Raw genomic sequence first — 20,216 nt, 5'->3', positions numbered from 1 at the left:
CGATGATCATCACCTCGAAGGGTTGGACCAGGGCGGCCAATTGACCATGTGAAAGAACGTATCCGCCCAGCACGCTCGCGAACACGACAATGATGCCAATGATTTTAGCCATGGATAAAAAACACTTCAGAAGTCGGGTTCAAGGACGAAAAAGGTGGTGTGGAATCTGTTGTTCTCCTTATCGGCAGAACTGCGCCAGACTATAGGCAGCGGTTTTCAAAAGCCAGTTTGGTCCGTTCGTGTAGTCGGCCTGCATTCAGGCATGCATCAGGATAAGCATAGTGTCCAACGCCAAGCCTCAAACCCTAGACACCTGGCTCGCACTGCTCGACGGCGTGCGTCTGCCCATTCCCAAGCTGTACCACGACAAGGTTCGCGCTGCGATCAAGGATCGACGCCGTTCGCTGCGCGACATCGCCGACCTGATGCAACACAGTCCGGCGCTGGTCCTGAGCGTGATGCGCGAGGCCAACCGGCATGCCAGCAACAGCCTGGCGGAGCCGGCGGAAAGCCTTGAAGTGGCACTGAACCGGCTGGGTCTGTCGCGGGCCGAAGAGTTGCTGATGCGCCTGCCGGCCCAGGAGCCGCAGCAGATGCCCTTGACCTTGCGCCAACTGCAGATGATCAGCCAGCACGCCAGCCAGCAGGCCAATGGTCTGTTCGCCGCAAGGCTGGCGCGGCTGTGGCAGGAAATCCACTGGGGCAGCCTGCTGTTTCTTTCGCCGCTGTGGCCGTTGGCGGCGACCTACCCCGAGCTGCTCGATGAATGGCAGCGGCGCGTCACCGGTGAAGGCGAAGCGGCGGTCAAGGTCGAGCAGGAGCTGTTCGGTGTGCCGTTGCTGGTGCTGTGTCAGGCACTGGCGCAGAAATGGCGCCTTCCCGCCTGGGTGCTGCATGGCTATCGGCTGCTGCTGGAGGAGCGTCGGGCGCTGGTGCAGGCGCTGCACATTGCTCGCGACAATCAGCATCGCTTGCGCCAGCAACAGCAGTTGGATGACGAGCCGGCGTTGCGGCGCTGGTTGAACCAGCCCGCCAACACCATTCTGATGGCCAACGGCCTGGCCCTGGCCGCACAACAGGGCTGGTTCACGCCGCACCTGCAGCGCTGGCAGTACCTGAGCTGCCTGTACCTGCAAGTGCCGCTGGAACAGGTTCAACAGCAGGTCCATCAACACGCGGTGCACAGTGCCCGAGTGCACTGCGCCGCCGACCTGTGGCATCCGGCACGCAACCTGCTGTGGCCGCCACCACACAAGGGACCGGCGCCCGACACCGATCCAGCCCCGGCACCGAGCGAAGAGGCGCTGGCGCATTGGCGGCAGCTGTGCACGCAACTGCTGACCACGCCGACCCCGTTCAACAATGCCTTGCACCTGACCACTTGCGCGCGCGATGCCCTGCTGGCGTGCGGCATGCAGCGCGTGCTGCTGCTGATGGTCGACCGCAATCACGGCAGCCTGCGCGTGCACCAGAGCGCCGGGCTGCCCAAGGAAGTCGCGGCGCTGAGCCTAGGCATCGAGCACAACGGCCTGCTGCAGCGGCTGCTCGCGCAACCGACGCAACTGCGCATGGGCACCGCCAACAGCGCGCAGTTGCAGGCCCTGTTGCCGGCGACCCTGCGCGCGCTGTTCCGCGGTGAGCACCTGCTGCTGCGCTCGCTGGGTGTCGATGGGCGAGTGCATACGCTGCTGGTGGCCGACCAGGGCGGGCGCCCGTTCTCCGAGATCAGCGTGCAGGGCTTCGGCAAGAGTGCGCAGTGCATCGAGCGCGCCCTGGACACCTTTACCAACCGCAGCCGCTGAGGCTTGCGCTACAATCGCCGTTCCGTTTCGTCTGGAGACCCGAATGCCTGACTTTTCCGGCCTGCCCCTGGTGATCGAGCCCGATGAGCTGAACGCCCGGCTCGATGCCGTCAACCTGATCGTGGTCGACTTGACCAGCGCAGCACGCTACGCGTCCGGGCACATTCGCGGGGCGCATTTCGTCGATCCCAAGCGTACCCAGCTGGGCCAGCCGCCGGCGCCGGGGCTGCTGCCTGGATTGTCGTCCCTGGAACAGCTGTTCGGTGAGCTGGGGCATACGCCCGAGGCGACCTATGTGGTCTACGACGATGAAGGCGGCGGCTGGGCCGGGCGCTTCATCTGGCTGCTCGACGTCATCGGCCATGAACGCTATCACTACCTCGACGGCGGCATCCTGGCCTGGGAGGCCGCCGGCCTGCCGCTGAGCCAGGACACACCGGCCAGCGCAGGCGGTCCGGTACCGCTCACCCTGCACGACGAGCCCATCGCCACCCGCGAGTATCTGCAGAGCCGTCTGGGCGCCGCCGACCTGGCCATCTGGGATGCCCGCGGCCCGCTGGAATACACCGGTGAAAAGGTGCTGGCAGCCAAGGCAGGGCACGTTCCCGGCGCAATCAACCTGGAGTGGACCGCGGCCATGGATCCGGCGCGTCAGTTGCGCATTCGCAGCGACGTCGCACCTATGCTCGATGGCCTGGGCATCACCGCCGACAAGGAAATCATCACGCACTGCCAGACACATCACCGCTCTGGTTTCACCTATCTGGTGGCCAAGGCGCTGGGCTATCCCCGCGTCAAGGGCTATGCCGGTTCCTGGGGCGAATGGGGCAACCACCCCGACACCCCTATCGAAGTTTAAGGACACTCAATGAAAGATCGCTTGTTCATCATCAGTCAGTACCTGCTGCCCCATCACCTGCTCTCGCGCCTGGCCGGCTGTGTGGCCGAATGTCGTTCGCGCTGGTTCAAGGATGCGTTCATCCGCTGGTTCGCCAAGCGCTACGATGTCGACATGTCCCTGGCCGAGGTCGAGGACCTGAGCGCCTACGAGAATTTCAACGCGTTCTTCACCCGCGCCCTGAAACCCGACGCACGTCCACTGGACCCAACGCCCGGTGCGATCCTCTCCCCAGCCGACGGAGCCGTCAGTCAGTTGGGTACCATCGAACACGGTCGCATCTTCCAGGCCAAGGGCCACAGCTTCAGCGTGCTCGAGCTGCTGGGCGGCGATCCAGCCAACGCAGCCCCCTTCATGGGTGGCAAGTTCGCCACCATCTACCTGTCGCCACGTGACTACCATCGAGTGCACATGCCGCTGGCCGGCACCCTTCGCGAAATGATCTACGTGCCAGGGCGTATCTTCTCGGTCAACCAGACCACCGCCGAGAACGTCCCCGAGCTGTTCGCGCGCAACGAGCGCGTGGTGTGCATCTTCGACACCGAGCGCGGGCCGATGGCCATGGTGCTGGTGGGCGCGATGATCGTCGCCTCGATCGAAACCGTCTGGGCCGGTCTGGTAACGCCGCCCAAGCGCGAACTCAAGACCTTTCGCTACGACGAAGCGGCACGGGCGCCGATCCATCTGGAAAAAGGCGCCGAGATGGGCCGTTTCAAACTGGGTTCGACCGTGGTCATGCTGTTCGGCCCGGAACAGGTCGAGTGGGCTCACCACCTGGCCAACCTGTCACCCGTGAACATGGGTCAAGGCCTGGGGCGCCCGGCCATTGCGCAGGACGTGGCGCCAGCGACACCTGCAACTGTTGTCTGATATCTGAGCCGCTTGCGGCTGGCACGGCGCAGCCTTGGCGACATCGAGGCTGCGACCGTTATCCAATGCTGTTAGAGTCTTCGCATACGGCCAAATGAATGGCCTGTCTTTCGTCATCGTTCACGCTGTCGCACGATGACCTGAGTCGAACCAGGAAACGACCGATGTCGCCACGCCCCCATCTGTTGTTGCGCGCTCCGACGCCATCGCAGTTGAGCCTGACCTTCTGCGAAGCGACCCCGCGCGACCTCAAACGCTGGATTGCCACGCTGCCCAAGGCCAATCTGGGGGAAACTGCCCGGTTGCTGTACCAGGGCCTGGGCGAGCTCAACCAACTGCTCACGCCCAGCGACAATCGCCTGCAACTGCTCGAGCTGCTCAGGCCCGAGGTCTATTTCGTCTGCAAGCATCTGGAACGACACTTCCTCAACCAGTCCATCGTGCTCGACGAACGGTCGCGCAAGGTCGCCAACCTGTGCCAGGCCCTGCAGAACCATCTGGCGATCGGTTACAAGCAGATCGTGCTGCGTATTTCCGCAACCGCTACCAAGGATCGTGTTGCCAAGGAGCGGGCCATCCTTCTGGCCACCGCTGCACAGCGTGCCCTGCACTGCCTGAACGGGCCTGTGTTGCGCGCCAGTCTGCTGTACTGTCCGGTGCCCGATGGGGTATGGCTGGAGTTGCACCAGTTGTATCAGGCAGCCCTGGCGCATCAGTTGCAGAATCTTTCCATCAACGATCCGCTGATTCCTCCAGGCCGTAGCTCGACCGTTCAGCAAAGCTACGCGGCCTCGTTGCTGCTGGGCAGCTCTCGCTGCAACCAGATGCGTCAACAGGCGATCCTGCGTCTGGCCGAAGTGCTGGATGCGTGGAGCCCCCTGGTCCGTGTGCAGCCGGCCAGCCTGGCTTCGAGCCTGTTCGCCATAGCGCCCGGTGAAGACAGCGGCCCCCGCTACAAGACCCTGTATGGCGACGACCAACTGCCGCACCTGATCGGGCTCGACCCGAGCGACCTGGTTCAGGCCATCAAGGCCTACCTGGACTTGCCGGTCGAGCAGCGCGCGCAGTCGCGCCTGATCCCCAGCAACTTCAGTATCGATCTGCTCCAGCACGTAGCCGCCGCCTGGCGCGATGTGGCGGAACGCACTTTTACCCGAACGCCCGGCCAAGGCAACCTGAGCCTGTGCATCGGCATGAGCGCGCTGCATTACTACATTGGCGGCGAGCGCTCCTTCAGCGAGATCCTCAAGCGCCCTGGCCCTTCGCAGAGCGCACAGTTCGTACCGGGCGCTGCCACGCAATCGTGGAGCAGGCCGACCGAGGGCGATCGCCACGGCGACTACGAGGAAATCCAGTACGACCTGCCGCGCGGCGACGGCAGCAGCGCTGGCAGTGCCTCCAACCACGATCAGCACTTCCCGACCTATGCCCTGCAGATCGTCAATCACAGCCCCGGTGGCTACTGCCTGGCGTGGCCCAAGGAGGTTCCGCCGCAACTGCAGGCCGGTGAGATGGTCGGCATCCAGGACACTCAGGCCCAGGGCTGGAGCGTGGCCGTGGTGCGCTGGATTCGCCAGGTGCGCAGTGGCGGCACGCAGATGGGCATCGAGCTGGTGGCACCGCACGCCCAGCCGTGCGGCCTGCAACTGGTGCGCGTCAGCGAGCAGAACAGCCAGTTCCTGCGCGGCCTGTTGCTGCCGGAGATACGCGCCATCGACATTCCTGCCTCCCTGCTCGCCCCGCGCATGCCTTTTCAGGAAGGCAACAAGGTCATCATCAACAATCAGGGCGAAGAACAGCCCGCGGGCCTGGGCACGCGGATGGCCGGCACCGGCAGTTTCAATCAGTTCGAATACCACCTGCTGGAGGTGGCCAAACCGACGTCGACCGGTGCCGAAGATGTTGCGCCCGAAGAAGACTTCGCTTCGCTCTGGAAAGATCTGTAGACGAATCGTTGCTCAGTCGCGGCGACCGAGCAGGTACAGCACCGAATCCAGCCCCAGCACACTGATGGCCTGACGCGCCGACTGGCGGACCAGCGGCTTGGCACGGAACGCCACGCCCAGCCCTGCAATGGCCAGCATGGCCAGGTCGTTGGCCCCGTCACCCACTGCGATGGTTTCGCTCAGGTCGATACCGTGCTCACGGGCCAACTGCTGCAGCAGGTCGGCTTTGCGTTGGGCGTCGACAATGGGCTCGACCGCCACTCCGGTGCATTTACCGTCGACCACCTGCAGTTCGTTGGCGAAGACATAAGTGATGCCCAGACGCTTCTGCAACTGCTTGGCGAAATAGGTGAAGCCGCCGGACAGAATGGCGGTTTTTACCCCCATGCGATTGAGTTCGGCGAACAGGCGCTCCGCGCCTTCGCTCAGGCGCAGTTGCGCACCAATGTCATCGAGCACCGCAACATCGAGGCCGTCGAGCAACGCCAGACGGGCCTTGAAGCTGGCGCGAAAATCGATCTCGCCGCGCATGGCCTGTTCGGTGATCGCCGCGACACGTTCGCCGATGCCGGCCGCCTTGGCCAGTTCGTCGATCACCTCGGCTTCGATCAGTGTCGAATCCATGTCGAACACGGCCAGGCGCGGATGGCGGCGCTGTGCCGACTCGGGCTGGTAGACGATGTCCAGACCCAGCGCGGCGCTGAGTTCGAGTACCTGGGCACGCAATGGCAGTGGCTGCTCCAACGGGCCATGCAGGCACAGCTCGAAACAGGCATTGCCACCCATGGCCGCTGACAAGCGCTCCAGGCTCGAAAGCGACAAGCCATGCTCGGCCAGCAGCGTGATCACCTGCCGCAGCGCCGGGTAGCCGACCTGGCGCCCCATCACGCTGACCACGTGGTCTGCCGGCTCAGCGTGCTGGGCGGTGCTGAAGGTGGTCTCGGCGGTCAGGGCGTTGCCCAGTGCATCGACGATGCCCGACTGCTCCTGAGCGGTGATGTTGATCAGGACGATTTCGCGCAAGAGGCACCCCGTTTCATGAAAAAAAACGCATTCTAACCACTTTCAGTGACCATCGGGCACAGGCAGCGCTTTGCCGCTCGGAGGGCGGTCGTTATACTGCGCGCCAACTTCACGGACAAAGAGCCGCGCTCAGTGAACCGGCCTACGCCAGTCAAAACCGACAACTTCTTCCTGCTGATCTTCCGAGCCGTGCGCCACCGTCGAGTGCCGCTGGCTTTGCGCATCGCGTTCACCAACATCGTGCTGGTTGCCATCGCCCTGGTGATCTACGCCTGCGTGATGGGTCTGCAGTTCAAGCAGGCCATGCACGAGCAAGCCGATGCAGTGGGCCAGAGCCTGACCACGCAGACGGCCACGTCCGCCACCGAGCTGCTGGTGTCCAACGACATCCTCAGCCTCAACGTGCTGCTCAACAACCTGGTGAAAAACCCACTGGTGGCACACGCGGCGATCTTCAGCCCGGACAACCGCATCCTTGCCGAAGCCGGCCAGCGCCCCAAAAGTGGCCTGCTTGGGCAAAGCCAAGGGCTGTACGAGACCAAGATCAACTTCCAGGACGCCCTGGCCGGACAGTTGCGCATCAGCCTGGACATGAATCAGTTCCAGCAGCCGCTGACCATCAGCCTGCAGAGCATGGGCGTGCTGGCCGGGATCCTGCTGGTGCTTGCGTTGGCGCTGAGCCTGCGCCTGGGTCGCTACATCTCGACGCCGCTGCTGCAGTTGCGGGTCTGGCTGCGCAACCCCGACGAGTACACGCCGGCGACCCAGCGCACCGACGAGATCGGCGATCTGGCGCGCCAGCTGCACGCGCAGTTGGCTCCAGAGCCCCGTGAGCCCGAAGTCGAACCCGACGACATCGACGAAGACGATGAGCCGCAGCCAGCCTTGCCCGTGCGCACCGCCAGCAAGCCCGGCCCATTCCCGCCGTTGGCCGCAAAGCCAGCGAAACCGGTCATGCGTCAGATCCAGGCCGACGAGGACGAGGAAGACTTCGGCGACGATCCGTTCGCGGATCTGCGCGAAACTCCGGTGGCGGTGATCAAACAACCCGTCACTGCCGTGGCCAAGGTGCACACCGACAGCGCCGTGCTGGCGGTGCAGCTGGGTGCTCAGGAACAACTGCGGCGCCTGCCCAAGGCTCGCCTGGCAGAGTTGCTGGAGCGCTACCACGACTGCCTGCAGCAGGCCGCCTCGCTCTATGAGAGCGAAGTGCACATGCTCCAGGATGGCAGCACCTTGATGCTGTTCCACAGCGAAACCAGCGGCGATGACTACCTGACCAATGCGATCTGCTGTGGCGAACTGTTGCGCGCCCTGGGTCATGCCTTGCAGATCCAGGTCGCCGACAGCGGTATCACCCTGCAATTGCAGTTGGGTCTGGTGCTCAGCGACGAGGTCCATGGCCTGAACTCCATCGACCTGCTGCTGACCGAATCGGCGCAGGATGCACTGGCGCTCTCGCAGCACAGCCGCAACCTGTTGCTGGTGGTACGCGAGATCGGCGAAGACCCGCTGATCCGCCAGCGCGCGCGCATCCGCTCGATCGCCAGCCCCGAAGGCGCCTGCTGCGTCGAACGCCTGCTGGAGCCCTACCCGTCGCTGCTGGAACGGCAGTTGGCGCGCATCGGCTAACTGGCTGATCACTGCGCAACAAAAAAAGCCCGCACTGGATGCGGGCTTTTTGTTGGGTGTCGCTCTAGAAGCGGAACACTTCCAGGTCGGTACGGATGGGGGTAGCCAGCGGAATCTGTGGTTTTTCTTCTTCCCGGCGCACCTGCGCCGGCGCTGGCTTGCGCTCTTCGACCAGTGCGGGTTGATTGGCCAGCGGTTTGAGCGCTGTAGTCAACTGCGCAGCCAGACGCTGCAACAGCACCCCTTGCGCCTGGACTTGAGCGGCGGTGCCGCCGTCGTGCTTTTCTTCGAGGTGGACGATGCGGTTGTCGCGCACTTGTCCGCGACGGTCCAGGACGCGCCACTGGGCATCCAGGATCGCAGGCTGTCGGCTGCCTGAATCGAGCCGGGTGATCGACAGCAGCACCTGAGCATCGGGCGTGAAGTTGGCGGGCGTAGGCGCCAGTACCACGCGCTGGCTGTCCAGGCGCCAGGCCATCTGGCGCAACAGCAGTTGGTCGATGTCGGCGGAAAGGCTGCCGGCCCAGCGGCCATCGGTGGACGCTCTCAGGCTACCGTCGGCCTGGCGCTGCAGCAGCGTTTCGCGCTGCAGGTAGTCGGCCACCGACACCGGCCCCAGCAGCACGGCCATGCCGCGGCTTTCCTTGGGCAGGCCGGGGTTGCCGCTGTCGAGCTGGTACAAGGCCACGGGTTGATGCGTGCTGCATCCGGCCAGTCCCAGCACGCCGCCGAGCAATAAAATCACGGGAAGACGCAACAGTTTCATCATTTCATCCAGGCGGCTGCCACACGGCAACCACAGCAATACTTGACCGAGTCGTCTGGACGCTGCCGCTTGGCGGCGCCGCGAAAGGGCCTATCATCCGTGAATCCGCGCCCTGACTCCAGTGCTTGCGTCGAACGGCAGCCATGCCGCCGTCCGCACGCGGTTCGCAGTCAGGGGGTTTCCACGACCAGAGCGTCGACGCGCTGGAAACCGCGAGGCAGCTTGTTGCCGCGGCGGCCACGCTCGCCACGGTAGTGCTCCAGGTCGTCGGGCTTGAGCGACAGCGTGCGTTTGCCCGCCTGCAGAACCAGGGTCGAGCCTTCGGCAACGACCGCTAGGTCGGTGACGAATTCTTCACGGCTGGCCACTCGATCACCGGGAATGCCGATGATCTTGTTGCCCTTGCCCTTGCCCAACTGCGGCAGGTCGCTGATCTTGAACACCAGCAGACGTCCTTCGGTGGTCACGGCGGCCAGCCAGTTCTGCTCACGGTCCGGCACGGCGCGGGGGTTGATCACCTTGGCGCCCTTGGGCAGGCTGAGCAGCGCTTTGCCGGCCTTGTTCTTGGCTTGCAGGTCTTCGCCCTTGACCACGAAACCGTAGCCGGCGTCCGACGCGATGACATACAGCGCGTCGTCGTCGGGCAGCATCACGCATTCGAACGTCGCACCCGGTGGCGGCGTCAGGCGGCCTGTCAGCGGCTCGCCCTGGCCACGGGCCGAGGGCAGCGTGTGGGCAGCCACCGAGTAGCTGCGCCCGGTGGAGTCGATGAACACCGCGAACTGATTCGAGCGCCCGGTCGCTGCCGTCTTGTAGCCGTCACCGGCCTTGTAGGACAGCCCGGTGGCATCGATGTCGTGGCCTTTGCCACAGCGCACCCAGCCCTTCTCGGACAGCACTACCGTCACCGGCTCGGTGGGCATCAGCTCGTTTTCCGACAGCGCACGGGCTTCGCTGCGCGCCACGATCGGCGAGCGGCGATCGTCGCCATAGGTTTCGGCGTCCTTGATCAGCTCGGCACGCACCAGTTTCTTCAGCTTGGCCTCGCTGCCCAAAAGGGCCTGCAGCTTGGCGCGTTCCTTGGCCAGTTCTTCCTGTTCGCCACGGATCTTCATTTCTTCCAGACGCGCGAGCTGGCGCAGGCGCGTATCGAGAATGTAGTCGGCCTGGATCTCGGTCAGCGCGAAACGCTCGATCAGGCGTGCCTTGGGATGGTCCTCGGTGCGGATGATGTGGATCACTTCGTCCAGGTTGAGGAAGGCAATCAGCAAGCCGTCCAACAGGTGCAGGCGGCGCTCGACCTTGTCCAGGCGGAATTGCAGGCGGCGGCGCACGGTGTTGACGCGGAACTCCAGCCACTCGACCAGCAACGCGCGCAGGTTCTTCAGCTGCGGGCGGCCGTCGAGGCCGATGATGTTGACGTTGACCCGGTAGGTCGACTCCAGATCCGTGGTGGCGAACAGATGCTGCATCAGTTCGTCGACTTCGACCCGATTGGAGCGCGGAATGATGACGATGCGGCACGGATGCTCGTGGTCGGATTCGTCACGCAGGTCGGCCACCATCGGCAGCTTCTTGGCCTGCATCTGCGCGGCGATCTGTTCCAGCACCTTGGCACCGGACACCTGGTGCGGCAGAGCGGTGACGACCACGTCGCCGTCTTCCAGACGATACACCGCGCGCATGCGCACCGAACCGCGACCGGTCTGGTAGATCTTCAGCAGTTCGGCACGCGGCGTGATGATTTCCGCTTCGGTCGGGTAATCCGGACCCTGGATGTGCTCGCACAGCTGCTCGACCGTGGCCTTGGGCTCGTCGAGCAGACGGACGCAGGCGCTGGCCACTTCGCGCAGGTTGTGCGGCGGCACGTCGGTGGCCATGCCCACGGCAATGCCGGTGGTGCCGTTGAGCAGGATGTTGGGCAAGCGCGCTGGCAGCACCGCAGGCTCGTCCAGGGTGCCGTCGAAGTTCGGTACCCAGTCGGCGGTGCCTTGGCCCAGTTCGGTGAGCAGCACCTCGGAATAGCGCGACAGGCGCGCCTCGGTGTAGCGCATGGCGGCGAAGGATTTCGGATCGTCCGGCGCGCCCCAGTTGCCCTGGCCGTCGACCAGGGTGTAGCGATAGCTGAACGGCTGGGCCATCAGCACCATGGCCTCGTAGCAGGCCGAGTCGCCATGGGGGTGGAACTTGCCGAGTACGTCGCCCACGGTGCGCGCGGATTTCTTGTGCTTGGCGTCGGCGTCGAGCCCCAACTCGCTCATGGCATAGACGATGCGTCGCTGGACCGGCTTGAGGCCATCGCCGATGTGCGGCAAGGCGCGGTCCATGATCACGTACATGGAGTAGTTGAGGTAGGCCTGTTCGGTGAAGTCAGCCAGGGACCGGCGTTCTACGCCGTCGAGACTGAGATCGAGGGAGTCGCTCATGCAAGCCTCATCGTTTCGTGGTCTGGCGCAGCAACAAGTTGCCGCCGCGCTGAGTGAATTCAAGTTGTTTCAGAGCGCTCATGCCCAGCAGCACCTGGTTGCCTTCGAAGCCCGGCACTACAAGGGCGCGGACATTGCTCAGGCGAATGTCGCCCAATTGCAGGCTGGCGATTTCGGTGCGATAGCCTTGGGTCTTGCCGTTGGCGGTGGTGAGCAGCACCGGCGCCCCGCGCGTCAATTCAAGCTTGCGCGCCACGGCTTCGGGCATCGCCACATCGGTGGCGCCGGTGTCGAGCATGAACTGCACCGGCTGGCCGTTGATGAAGCCGCCACTGACGAAGTGTCCCTGGCCATTGCCGGCCAGCTGCACTTCCACATAGCCGTCGCCGTGCTGGGACACCGGCACGGCATTGGGATTTTCCCGACGCTGTTCCCAGTCGCCGAAGAACTGCGTGGCCAGGTACAACGCCGCGGCCCAGGCCAGCAGCATCAGCAGTTTGCCCGCCCGCTTGCCGGGTGCCGCCTGGCTCATGGTGCCGCACTCCAGCCACCGGCCGGGGCTGCGAAGCGCCAGACCACCGGACGGCGTTCGCCATCGGCGCGGGCCCATTGGTTGTTGTCGGTGCCGATCCAGGCGCCGTCGGCGTCCACGCTCAGCGCTTCGGTCAGGCCGTAGGGCGCATCATAGCGGCGCGCGGGCAACAGGGCTTCGGCGGCGAACGACCAGCAACGTTCCCGCTTCGCCGTATCGGCGTCTCGGCGGCAGATGCGGTAGGCATTGCGTTCCAGGGTGAACAGCTTGCCGTCGAAGTAGGCCAGGTCAGCGAAGTCGCGCGGCATGGTCCTGGTGCGAGGCACCTGCACCGGCAGCGTTTCCGCACCGCCTTCGGCGAGCAGCACGCAACGCCCCTCGCAGCTCCAGCTCACCGGCCGCTTGCGAACAGCCAACAGACCGCGCTGCTGACGTTCGGCGGCCAGCCACAGGCGGTCGCCGGCCGGGTTGACGGTCAGCCCTTCGAACAGGGCATTGAAGTGCAACAGCAAGTGGCTGGCGCGCGCCTGACTGACCAGCGTCGGATCCAGAGGCAACCATTTCGGCTCGCCTGAAACGGGAATCTGCAAGACCGCGACGTGGGCTTCGCTGACCAGGTATTGGTTGCCTTGGGCATCACAGCTGATGCCTTCGAAATCCAGATCGCCGCCGCGCACGAAAGACGCGGCCCAACTGCTCATGCGCAGACGAGCGGGCAGCCCGCTGGGCGGGACCGGCGGTGCCTTGAACGTCACCGCCCTCGCCTGCCAGACGGGCGTCGAGGTATCGAGGCGATAGACCGTCCCGTCTTCGCGGTCGGACACGGCCCACAACGCCTTGCCGCACAGCGCCAGACCGGACAGATTGCCCGTGGGCATGCCATCGACCGCATGCTCGCCGATCAACGTCAATTCGGGCACAGCGGGCTGCGCCGACGCCTCGGCCAGCGTCGGCAGGGCCAGGGCGAACAGGGCTGTCAGCAGCGCTGCGATCAAGCCAGCACCTCGGCCAGATTACCCTTGGACTCGAGCCACGCCTTGCGGTCGCCCGCACGTTTCTTGGCCAGCAGCATGTCCATGATCTCGGTGGTGCCGGCGAAGTCGTCCAGGGTCAGTTGCACCAGGCGGCGGGTGTTGGGGTCCATGGTGGTTTCGCGCAGCTGCGGTGGGTTCATCTCCCCCAGGCCCTTGAAGCGCGTGACCTGCGGCTTGCCGCGTTTCTTTTCGGCCACCAGGCGGTCGAGGATGCCATCGCGCTCGGCCTCGTCCAGGGCGTAGAAGATCTCCTTGCCCAAGTCGATGCGGTACAGCGGCGGCATGGCGACATAGACGTGCCCGGCGTCCACCAGGGGACGGAAGTGCTGGACGAACAGCGCGCAGAGCAGGGTCGCGATGTGCAGGCCGTCGGAGTCGGCGTCGGCGAGGATGCACACCTTGCCGTAGCGCAGCTGGCTGATATCGGCGGCACCGGGATCGACCCCGATGGCCACGGCGATGTTGTGCACTTCCTGGCTGGCCAGGACCTCGCTGCCGTCCACTTCCCAGGTGTTGAGGATCTTGCCGCGCAACGGCAGGATCGCCTGGAATTCCTTGTCCCGCGCCTGTTTGGCCGAGCCACCTGCCGAGTCACCTTCGACCAGGAACAGCTCGGAGCGGGCCGGGTCCTGGCCGGCACAGTCGGCCAGCTTGCCGGGCAATGCCGGGCCTTGAGTGATGCGCTTGCGCTCGACTTTCTTGCTTGCCTTGAGGCGGCGCCCGGCGTTGCTGATCGCCAGCTCGGCCAGCTGCATGCCCAATTCAGGATGCGCGTTGAGCCATAGACTGAAGGCGTCCTTGACCACGCCGGAGACGAATGCTGCCGCCTCGCGCGAGGACAACCGCTCCTTGGTCTGGCCGGAGAACTGCGCATCCTGCATCTTCATCGACAGGACGAAGGCGATGCGTTCCCAGATGTCTTCGGGCGCCAGCTTCAGCCCGCGCGGCAGCAGGTTGCGGAACTCGCAGAACTCGCGCATGGCATCGAGCAGGCCCTGGCGCAGGCCGTTGACGTGGGTACCGCCCTGGGCCGTCGGAATCAGGTTGACGTAGCTTTCCTGAACGCTGTCGCCGCCCTCGGGCAACCACAGCAGCGCCCAGTCCACGGCTTCCTTGTTGCCCGCCAGGCTGCCGCAGAACGGCTCGTCCGGCAGGCGGGCGAATTCGGTGACCGCATCGATCAGGTACGAACGCAGGCCGTCTTCATAATGCCACTCGACCTTCTCGCCGCTGCCCTTGTCCTCGAAGCTGACCAGCAGGCCGGGACATAGCACCGCCTTGGCCTTGAGCACATGCTTGAGGCGGCTGACGGAAAACTTGGGCGAATCGAAGTATTTCGGGTCCGGGGCGAAGTACACGCTGGTGCCGGTGTTGCGCTTGCCGACCGTACCGATGACTTCCAGATCGGTGGCCTTGAAGCCATCGGCGAAGGTCATCTGATACTCGTTGCCGTCGCGCTTGACCCTGACCCGCACCTGATTGGACAGGGCGTTGACCACGGAGATACCGACCCCGTGCAGGCCGCCGGAGAACTGGTAGTTCTTGTTGGAGAACTTGCCACCGGCGTGCAGCTTGGTAAGGATCAGCTCGACGCCGCTGACGCCTTCCTCAGGGTGGATGTCCACAGGCATGCCGCGGCCGTCGTCGGACACTTCCAGGGAGTGGTCGGCGTGCAGGATGACCTGGATCGACCGTGCGTGGCCCGCCAGGGCTTCGTCGACACTGTTGTCGATGACTTCCTGGGCCAGGTGGTTGGGCCGACTGGTGTCGGTGTACATGCCCGGGCGCTTGCGCACCGGGTCGAGGCCCGAGAGGACTTCGATGGCGTCTGCGTTATAGGAGCTAGCGCTGGGATTGGCCATGGGGTCTCGTCGTCAGTCGTTCGTGAAATGAGTGGTCAAAGCTGGGCAAGGTCGATGCCATCCAGGCGCTCGGCGTCGATGCCGGCGAATGCCAGCAGCGCCGGCAACTTCTGTGCAAAGCCCTGGAAGCCGTGGTCGCCGCCGTTTTCGATATGCACGCTGCAGGCTTCGTAGAAGGCCGCCGCCTGGCGGTAGTCGAGGGTCTCATCGCCGGTCTGCAGCCACACTTGAAGCCGCTCGCGGTCCGTGGGGGCCGGCACTTCCAGCTCGGCCAGTGCCGTGACGTGGTCGTGGGTCAGCTGCCAGCGCTCGCCCGTGTAATGGTTGGTCTGTTCGCCCAGGTAGCCATCGAACAGGCGGTGCGGGTTGACCACCGGGTTGATCAGCACTGCCTTGAGCCCAAAGCGCTGGGCCAGGTGTGTCGCATAGTAGCCGCCCAGTGAGCTTCCCACCAGCAAGGGCGCATCGAGCTGCGCCAGTGCCGCTTCCAGTTGGGCGATGGCCTGGCGCGGATGGTGGTGCAAGGCGGGCGCGCGCAGTTGATCAGCCAGGCCGATGCGTTGCATCAGCGCGCTCAACTGGCGGGCTTTCTGCGAATCCGGCGAGCTGTTCAGACCATGAATGTAGAGGATCGAACCGGGCATGGGGGCCTCCGGGCATAGAGATGGCGCGCAGTTTACCTTGTCGGGGATGCTGTTGGGGTGTTGGTGCGTCGGTATATGGGCGGTGCGGCCTTCGTAACCAGAAGGCTCGCCGCCCGCTCCGCTCCGGCAAGCCACAATCCTGGCACGAAACCCTGTGGGAGCGGGCTCTGCCCGCGAAGGCCACGCTACCGCCCCTGAATCAATAACCCGCCGCGTCCAGATCCGGGGTGAAGCTGAAGTCCGCCAGGCGCGAGACGCCGGTTTCGATCTGTCCATCCGGCATCAGACGCAGCCAGCGGTAGCCCGGGGCGCGGTCATCCAGGGCGAAATCCTCGCTGCGCGGCAGGAACTGGATGCAGGTCGAGGGCGATGCCAACAGGCGCACGCCATGAGCCTGCCGGTCGATCTCCTGATGCACGTGCCCCCAGAGCACACCCCGCACTTGCGCAAAGCGGGCAAGCAATTCGAACAGGGCATGCCGATTGCGCAGGCCGATGGGCTCCATCCAGGAACTGTCGATGGACACTGGATGATGGTGCAGACACACCAGGTGATGCTTGTGCGGTGCGTCGGCAAGCGACCGTTCGAGCAGCTGCAACTGCTCGTCGGCCAGATGACCCGCCGCCGAACCTGCGATGGCGGAATCGAGCAGCGTCACTCGCCAGGCACCGATGTCCACCACCGGCTCCAGCCACTGGGTGCCCTGGGCGGCCTGCTGCATGACCACTGGCTCGTCGTGATTGCCAGGCAGCCAGCGCATCGGCGCGGCAATGCCCGCTGTAGCCTGGGCAAACGCCTGGTAGGAAGCCAGCGTGCCGTCCTGAGACAGGTCGCCGGTGGCGACCAGCAAATCGATGTGCGGCTGTTCCGCTTGCACCTGGCTGACGACCTGCGCCAGGCTCTGCCGGGTATTCAAGCCGAACATGACTCCGTCGGCTTCGGCCACCAGGTGGCTGTCCGACAGCTGCACGAGCAGCACCGGGGCATCGACAGCGCGATCAGATGGGCTGGACAAGGCCGTCTCCAGGCAGGGGTTGATCGAGGAATTATGCGCAGCCTGGATGACGAGGGCAATGCAGGGTCCAGCGCCCGGGGCCGGTCGGCGCTCAGCGCACCGCTTCGTACTCGTGGCCGCAGGCCAGGCAGTGGCTGAGCCATTCGCCGAGGAACAGGTTGAGCTGGGCCTTTTCGTCGGGTTGGTGCATGGCCTCGTTGGGATAGGGATAGACGCTGCGGAAACGACGGGCATGCTCGGCGCTGATGACCTCGGCCATGCGCGCATCGTGGTACACCTGCACTTCCATCTGCGGCACGGGCAGCCAGGGCAGGCTGTGTTCCTGGCGCACGCGCAAAGTGGTGGTGTACGGACAGGCCAGCATCACCTCGAGGGTCAGCACGCCGAGCATCTGGTCGGCCTGGGTCATGGCGATGCGCCGCGACAACTGCTGGCTGCGCATGTCCGGCAACAGCCGCATGAGTCGCGCATAATTGGCCTCGCAGGCGGCTTGCAAGCCAACCAGATCGACGCGGTAGCGCTCGCGCAACGGACTCACGACCACAGCCCCCTGACTTCGTCGCGGTTCAGCGCCAGCCATTGAATGGCGATGATCGCTGCCGCGTTGATGATCCGACCATCGCGCACGGCCTGCAGGGCATCGTCGAACGCCCAGACCTTGACGCGGATGTCCTCGCCCTCCTCCTCCAGCCCATGCAGGCCGCCCGCGCCTTCGCTGCTGCAGCGGCCCAGGTACAGATGCACGTATTCATCGCTGCCGCCGGGCGAGGGGAAGTACTTGGTGACTGGCCACAGCGCTTCGATCTGCAGCCCCGCTTCCTCGTCGGCTTCGCGATGGGCGACTTCCTCGGGCTGCTCGTCCTTGTCGATCAACCCGGCGACCATTTCGATCAGCCAGGGGTTGTCGACCTTGCCCACCGCGCCGATCCGGAACTGCTCGATCAGGACCACTTCGTCGCGAACGGCATCGTAGGGCAACACGCACACGGCGTCGTGGCGCACGAACAGTTCGCGGCTGATCTGTTTGCTCATGCCACCGTTGAACAGCTCGTGGCGCAGGAACAGCTTGTCCAGTCTGTAGAAGCCCTGGAAGCAACGTTCGGTCTTGTCGATCTCGACCGCCTTGGGGGTGGATCGGGATGAATCTGGCATGGAAAAACCTCGTACTCGTGCGTGCAGCATGGGGCCATCCTAACCGCGATGCGCCCGTATTGCAGCCCCCTTCGAAGGTAAGCCGCAAGCCTCGGGATAGGCGGTTGGGCGAGCAGGCATTAAGATTGTGCTACGTGCGAACCGACGGTTCGACCGGCAGTCCAAGCACGACAATTCAATCATCCGCCAAGGACCATCATGTCGTTTCTCAAGTTCACCTCCGTGGCCTGCGTCGCCTTGACCCTGGGTGCCTGCGCCAGTGTCTTCCAAACCAACTACCGGGCGCCGCTGGAGACCAAGCGCGAGGCTTTCGAGCACATCAAGCCCGGCTGCGACAATCAGGACTGCCCACTGGTGAACATCGACGTGGTGCATTTTCCCGACGAGCCCGGCCTGGATGCAGCCATCGACAAACGCTTGCGCGAGATGACCGTCAACACGCCTGACGCCCGCGTACCGGCGACCCTTAAGGCCTATGAAGATCAATTCATGCGCGAGGCCCAGCCGCGCTACAGCAGCTACCTGCAAGCCAAGGTACGCGAGCAGCATGACGGTATCGTGGTGGTCGAGCTGTCCAGCTACGTCATGACCGGTGGCGCCCACGGCATGCCGGGACGCGGCTTCATCAACTGGTCACGTCGCGAGCATCGCGAACTGACCCTGAAGGACATGCTGGTACCGGGCCAGGAACGCGCGTTCTGGCAGGCTGCCGAAGAAGCCCACCGTGGCTGGCTGGTCGCCAGCAAGCTGGACAAGGATGCCGACTTCATTCGTCAGTGGCCTTTCCAGCAGACGCCGAACATTGCCTTGACCTATGGGGGCGTGGTGCTCAAGTACAACGTGTACAGCATCGCCCCCTACGCCATGGGCCACCCGGAAGTGAAGATCGCCTACCCGCGCCTCAATGGCGTGATCAAGCCCGAGCTGTTCCCGGGTCGCGGTTGAGCACGCGCTCGATCAGGTAGTACAGCAACCCGGCCACCAGCAGCGCTGGCAGGGTTGCTCCGATCTGTGGGTACAGATTGGCCAGCAGGTGATACAGGGACACACCGCCCAGCCACGCCAGCAGTGCGCTCCAGCGTACAGCCCGTGGCTCGACCTGGATGGCGCGTTTGCGCAGCACGAAGTGGTCCATCAGGACCACGCCGAACAGCGGCGCGAAGACAGAGCCGATCAGCAGCAGGAAGTTCTGGTACTGCGCCAGCGGTGCCAGGCAGGCGATCAGCGTGCAGGTGATACCGATGGCCAGGGCCAGGTGCTCCACCTTCAAGCCTGACAACAGGCTGGTCGATACCGCAGCCGAATGGATGTCGGCGAAGGCGTTCTCCGACTCGTCCAGCAAAATCAGCAGCAGTGGGATGCCCAGGCCAGCACCGGCCAGCGCCAACAGCAGCGCATTGACTTCACCACTGGGCGCGAACGCCAAAGTGTAGGCGACGCCCAAGCTCATCAACCAGAAATTGCCGATGAAGAAGCCCACGGCGGTGCCGCCGAACACGTTGCGAGCGCGCTTGCCGAATCGCGAGTAGTCGGCAATCAGCGGTAGCCACGACAGGGGCATGGCGATGGCGATGTCGAAGCCGGTGGCCAGGTCCATGGAGCCGTCGCCCGCAGTGTTCCACAGAGCTGCCAGGTCGGCCTTGGCGAACAGGTTCCAGGTCAGCCAAAGGCATGCCGCCAGTAGCAGCCATATGCCCCATTTGCGCAGCACCTTGCGCACGAAGGTCAGCGGCCCACTGACCGCCAGCAGCGTGACCAACGCGCCGAACAGCAGCGTCCACAACCACGGATTGCTGCCCAGGCTGCCTTCGCCGAAGGCGCGGGTGCCCAGCAGGCTGGCGGCATCGCGCATGACGATGATCTCGAACGAGCCCCAGCCGACCAGTTGCAGCAGGTTCAGTAGCGCCGGCACGCTGCCGGCACCATGGCCCAGGGTCAGGCGCAGGGCGGCCATGGCCGACAGCCCGGTGTCGCTGCCGATCACGCCGACGCTAGCGAGCAGCAGCACACCCACCAGGGTCCCGAGAAAAATGGCGCCCAGTGCACCGGCAAGGCCCAGGCCGGGCGCCAGCAAGGCGCCGGTCTGCAGCACCATGAGGCCGACGCCCAGGGAAAACCACAGGGAGAACAGATCACGTCCGCCCAGCACGCGCTGGGCGGTGGAGACCGCGATATCGGGGGAGTAGGAGGTTTTCAATGGATGGGCTCGAATGGGAAGGAGTCGGGGTTGTCGGAGCATTGGTGGGGTGTCAGGTCAGACGCGGTGCGGGTTTCGCGGCCGATGACCGCTCCTACGGACGAATCGCAGGAGCCTTCATCGGCCGCGAAAGCCGCACCACTGAAGGTCCTGATCAGACTTTCTGGTACAGCTGGCTGCCTTCCTGCTTGAAGCGCTGGGCCTGTTCGCGCATTCCCTCCTCCACGCTCAGGTCGACGGCCTCGATCTTCTGGTTGGCCGCATACTCGCGCACTTCCTGAGTGATCTTCATGGAGCAGAACTTCGGCCCGCACATCGAGCAGAAGTGCGCGACCTTGGCCGAGTCCTTGGGCAGGGTTTCGTCGTGGTAGGCGCGCGCGGTGTCCGGATCCAGCCCGAGGTTGAACTGGTCTTCCC

18 protein-coding genes and 1 pseudogene are annotated in these 20,216 nt (G+C 64.6%); 6 read left to right on the top strand and 13 right to left on the bottom strand.

What is annotated here, in order from left to right; genetic code table 11:
* On the bottom strand, positions 1-112 hold a 112-nt coding region (locus B2V21_RS10855; protein ID WP_349681587.1), incomplete at its 3' end, for a motility-associated protein.
* A gap of 169 nt (positions 113-281) precedes the next feature.
* Here B2V21_RS10855 and B2V21_RS10850 point away from each other — a divergent pair.
* The 4 genes from B2V21_RS10850 to B2V21_RS10835 all read left to right on the top strand — a co-directional run bounded on the left by B2V21_RS10850 (position 282) and on the right by B2V21_RS10835 (position 5,516).
* Positions 282-1,802, top strand: coding sequence for an HDOD domain-containing protein (locus B2V21_RS10850; RefSeq protein ID WP_286916847.1), 1,521 nt, complete (start codon positions 282-284; stop codon positions 1,800-1,802).
* A 43-nt stretch (positions 1,803-1,845) separates the two neighbouring features.
* On the top strand, positions 1,846-2,661 hold the full coding sequence (locus B2V21_RS10845) for a rhodanese-like domain-containing protein (protein ID WP_049862056.1): 816 nt from the start codon (positions 1,846-1,848) through the stop codon (positions 2,659-2,661).
* Between the two features lie 9 nt (positions 2,662-2,670).
* Positions 2,671-3,570 (top strand): archaetidylserine decarboxylase, encoded by a 900-nt coding sequence (gene asd, locus B2V21_RS10840; protein ID WP_286916846.1) that lies wholly within the window; start codon positions 2,671-2,673, stop codon positions 3,568-3,570.
* Positions 3,571-3,734: 164 nt separating this feature from the next.
* Positions 3,735-5,516, top strand: coding sequence for a molecular chaperone (locus B2V21_RS10835; RefSeq protein WP_286916845.1), 1,782 nt, complete (start codon positions 3,735-3,737; stop codon positions 5,514-5,516).
* A gap of 12 nt (positions 5,517-5,528) precedes the next feature.
* Here the strand turns inward: B2V21_RS10835 and serB are convergent.
* A pseudogene (gene serB, locus B2V21_RS10830) lies at positions 5,529-6,416 on the bottom strand (phosphoserine phosphatase SerB); the annotation flags it as partial.
* 255 nt (positions 6,417-6,671) lie between these two features.
* Between serB and B2V21_RS10825 the strand changes: the two are divergent.
* Positions 6,672-8,171 carry a HAMP domain-containing protein gene (locus B2V21_RS10825; protein WP_049862060.1) on the top strand — a complete coding sequence of 500 codons (1,500 nt, stop codon included), beginning with the start codon at positions 6,672-6,674 and terminating at the stop codon, positions 8,169-8,171.
* A 64-nt stretch (positions 8,172-8,235) separates the two neighbouring features.
* Here the strand turns inward: B2V21_RS10825 and B2V21_RS10820 are convergent, their stop codons facing one another.
* The 9 genes from B2V21_RS10820 to B2V21_RS10780 form a co-directional block, all read right to left on the bottom strand.
* Entirely contained in the window at positions 8,236-8,937 is a 702-nt protein-coding gene (locus B2V21_RS10820) for a PqiC family protein (RefSeq protein ID WP_286916844.1), read from the bottom strand.
* Positions 8,938-9,107: 170 nt separating this feature from the next.
* Complete coding sequence (parC, locus tag B2V21_RS10815; RefSeq protein ID WP_049862064.1) at positions 9,108-11,363, bottom strand: DNA topoisomerase IV subunit A; 2,256 nt, start codon at positions 11,361-11,363, stop codon at positions 9,108-9,110.
* 7 nt (positions 11,364-11,370) lie between these two features.
* Positions 11,371-11,895, bottom strand: a complete 525-nt coding sequence (locus tag B2V21_RS10810) for a retropepsin-like aspartic protease family protein (protein ID WP_043191202.1) — start codon at positions 11,893-11,895, stop codon at positions 11,371-11,373.
* The gene (locus tag B2V21_RS10805; RefSeq protein WP_376787044.1) at positions 11,892-12,890 is read right to left on the bottom strand and encodes an esterase-like activity of phytase family protein; all 999 of its coding nucleotides are present in this window, start codon (positions 12,888-12,890) and stop codon (positions 11,892-11,894) included. Before B2V21_RS10805 ends, B2V21_RS10810 begins: the two co-directional genes overlap by 4 nt.
* Positions 12,887-14,791, bottom strand: coding sequence for a DNA topoisomerase IV subunit B (gene parE, locus B2V21_RS10800; protein WP_043191207.1), 1,905 nt, complete (start codon positions 14,789-14,791; stop codon positions 12,887-12,889). The genes B2V21_RS10805 and parE overlap by 4 nt, the downstream gene beginning before the upstream one ends.
* Before the next feature lie 35 nt (positions 14,792-14,826).
* Positions 14,827-15,435 carry a YqiA/YcfP family alpha/beta fold hydrolase gene (locus tag B2V21_RS10795; RefSeq protein WP_286916843.1) on the bottom strand — a complete coding sequence of 203 codons (609 nt, stop codon included), beginning with the start codon at positions 15,433-15,435 and terminating at the stop codon, positions 14,827-14,829.
* Positions 15,436-15,634: 199 nt separating this feature from the next.
* Positions 15,635-16,450 (bottom strand): 3',5'-cyclic-AMP phosphodiesterase, encoded by an 816-nt coding sequence (cpdA, locus tag B2V21_RS10790; protein ID WP_286916842.1) that lies wholly within the window; start codon positions 16,448-16,450, stop codon positions 15,635-15,637.
* A gap of 91 nt (positions 16,451-16,541) precedes the next feature.
* On the bottom strand, positions 16,542-17,030 hold the full coding sequence (locus B2V21_RS10785) for a DUF1249 domain-containing protein (RefSeq protein ID WP_376787043.1): 489 nt from the start codon (positions 17,028-17,030) through the stop codon (positions 16,542-16,544).
* On the bottom strand, positions 16,985-17,602 hold the full coding sequence (locus B2V21_RS10780) for an NUDIX domain-containing protein (RefSeq protein WP_286916841.1): 618 nt from the start codon (positions 17,600-17,602) through the stop codon (positions 16,985-16,987). The genes B2V21_RS10785 and B2V21_RS10780 overlap by 46 nt, the downstream gene beginning before the upstream one ends.
* A gap of 198 nt (positions 17,603-17,800) precedes the next feature.
* Here B2V21_RS10780 and B2V21_RS10775 point away from each other — a divergent pair, with 198 nt between their 5' ends.
* Entirely contained in the window at positions 17,801-18,547 is a 747-nt protein-coding gene (locus B2V21_RS10775) for an RsiV family protein (protein WP_049862070.1), read from the top strand.
* Here the strand turns inward: B2V21_RS10775 and cytX are convergent.
* The gene (cytX, locus tag B2V21_RS10770; RefSeq protein WP_376787042.1) at positions 18,516-19,841 is read right to left on the bottom strand and encodes a putative hydroxymethylpyrimidine transporter CytX; all 1,326 of its coding nucleotides are present in this window, start codon (positions 19,839-19,841) and stop codon (positions 18,516-18,518) included. The genes B2V21_RS10775 and cytX overlap by 32 nt on opposite strands.
* A 112-nt stretch (positions 19,842-19,953) precedes the next feature.
* Positions 19,954-20,216: phosphomethylpyrimidine synthase ThiC (locus tag B2V21_RS10765; protein WP_286916839.1), on the bottom strand; the 263-nt coding region annotated here is incomplete at its 5' end.

It is taken from the genome of Pseudomonas sp. UBA6276 (assembly GCF_002438365.1).
In the GTDB taxonomy this organism is placed as follows: domain Bacteria; phylum Pseudomonadota; class Gammaproteobacteria; order Pseudomonadales; family Pseudomonadaceae; genus Aquipseudomonas; species Aquipseudomonas coleopterorum.
Note: the sequence above shows the minus strand (reverse complement) of the source record. Positions and strands in the feature narration are given on the sequence as shown.

Coding starts and splice junctions, on each gene's coding strand:
- B2V21_RS10845 (WP_049862056.1), top strand. CDS start 1,846: ATGCCTGACTTTTCCGGCCTGCCCCTGGTGATCGAGCCCGATGAGCTG.
- asd (WP_286916846.1), top strand. CDS start 2,671: ATGAAAGATCGCTTGTTCATCATCAGTCAGTACCTGCTGCCCCATCAC.
- B2V21_RS10835 (WP_286916845.1), top strand. CDS start 3,735: ATGTCGCCACGCCCCCATCTGTTGTTGCGCGCTCCGACGCCATCGCAG.
- B2V21_RS10820 (WP_286916844.1), bottom strand. CDS start 8,937: ATGAAACTGTTGCGTCTTCCCGTGATTTTATTGCTCGGCGGCGTGCTG.
- parC (WP_049862064.1), bottom strand. CDS start 11,363: ATGAGCGACTCCCTCGATCTCAGTCTCGACGGCGTAGAACGCCGGTCC.
- B2V21_RS10810 (WP_043191202.1), bottom strand. CDS start 11,895: ATGAGCCAGGCGGCACCCGGCAAGCGGGCGGGCAAACTGCTGATGCTG.
- parE (WP_043191207.1), bottom strand. CDS start 14,791: ATGGCCAATCCCAGCGCTAGCTCCTATAACGCAGACGCCATCGAAGTC.
- B2V21_RS10795 (WP_286916843.1), bottom strand. CDS start 15,435: ATGCCCGGTTCGATCCTCTACATTCATGGTCTGAACAGCTCGCCGGAT.
- B2V21_RS10785 (WP_376787043.1), bottom strand. CDS start 17,030: ATGGCTGGCGCTGAACCGCGACGAAGTCAGGGGGCTGTGGTCGTGAGT.
- B2V21_RS10780 (WP_286916841.1), bottom strand. CDS start 17,602: ATGCCAGATTCATCCCGATCCACCCCCAAGGCGGTCGAGATCGACAAG.
- B2V21_RS10775 (WP_049862070.1), top strand. CDS start 17,801: ATGTCGTTTCTCAAGTTCACCTCCGTGGCCTGCGTCGCCTTGACCCTG.
- cytX (WP_376787042.1), bottom strand. CDS start 19,841: ATGCTCCGACAACCCCGACTCCTTCCCATTCGAGCCCATCCATTGAAA.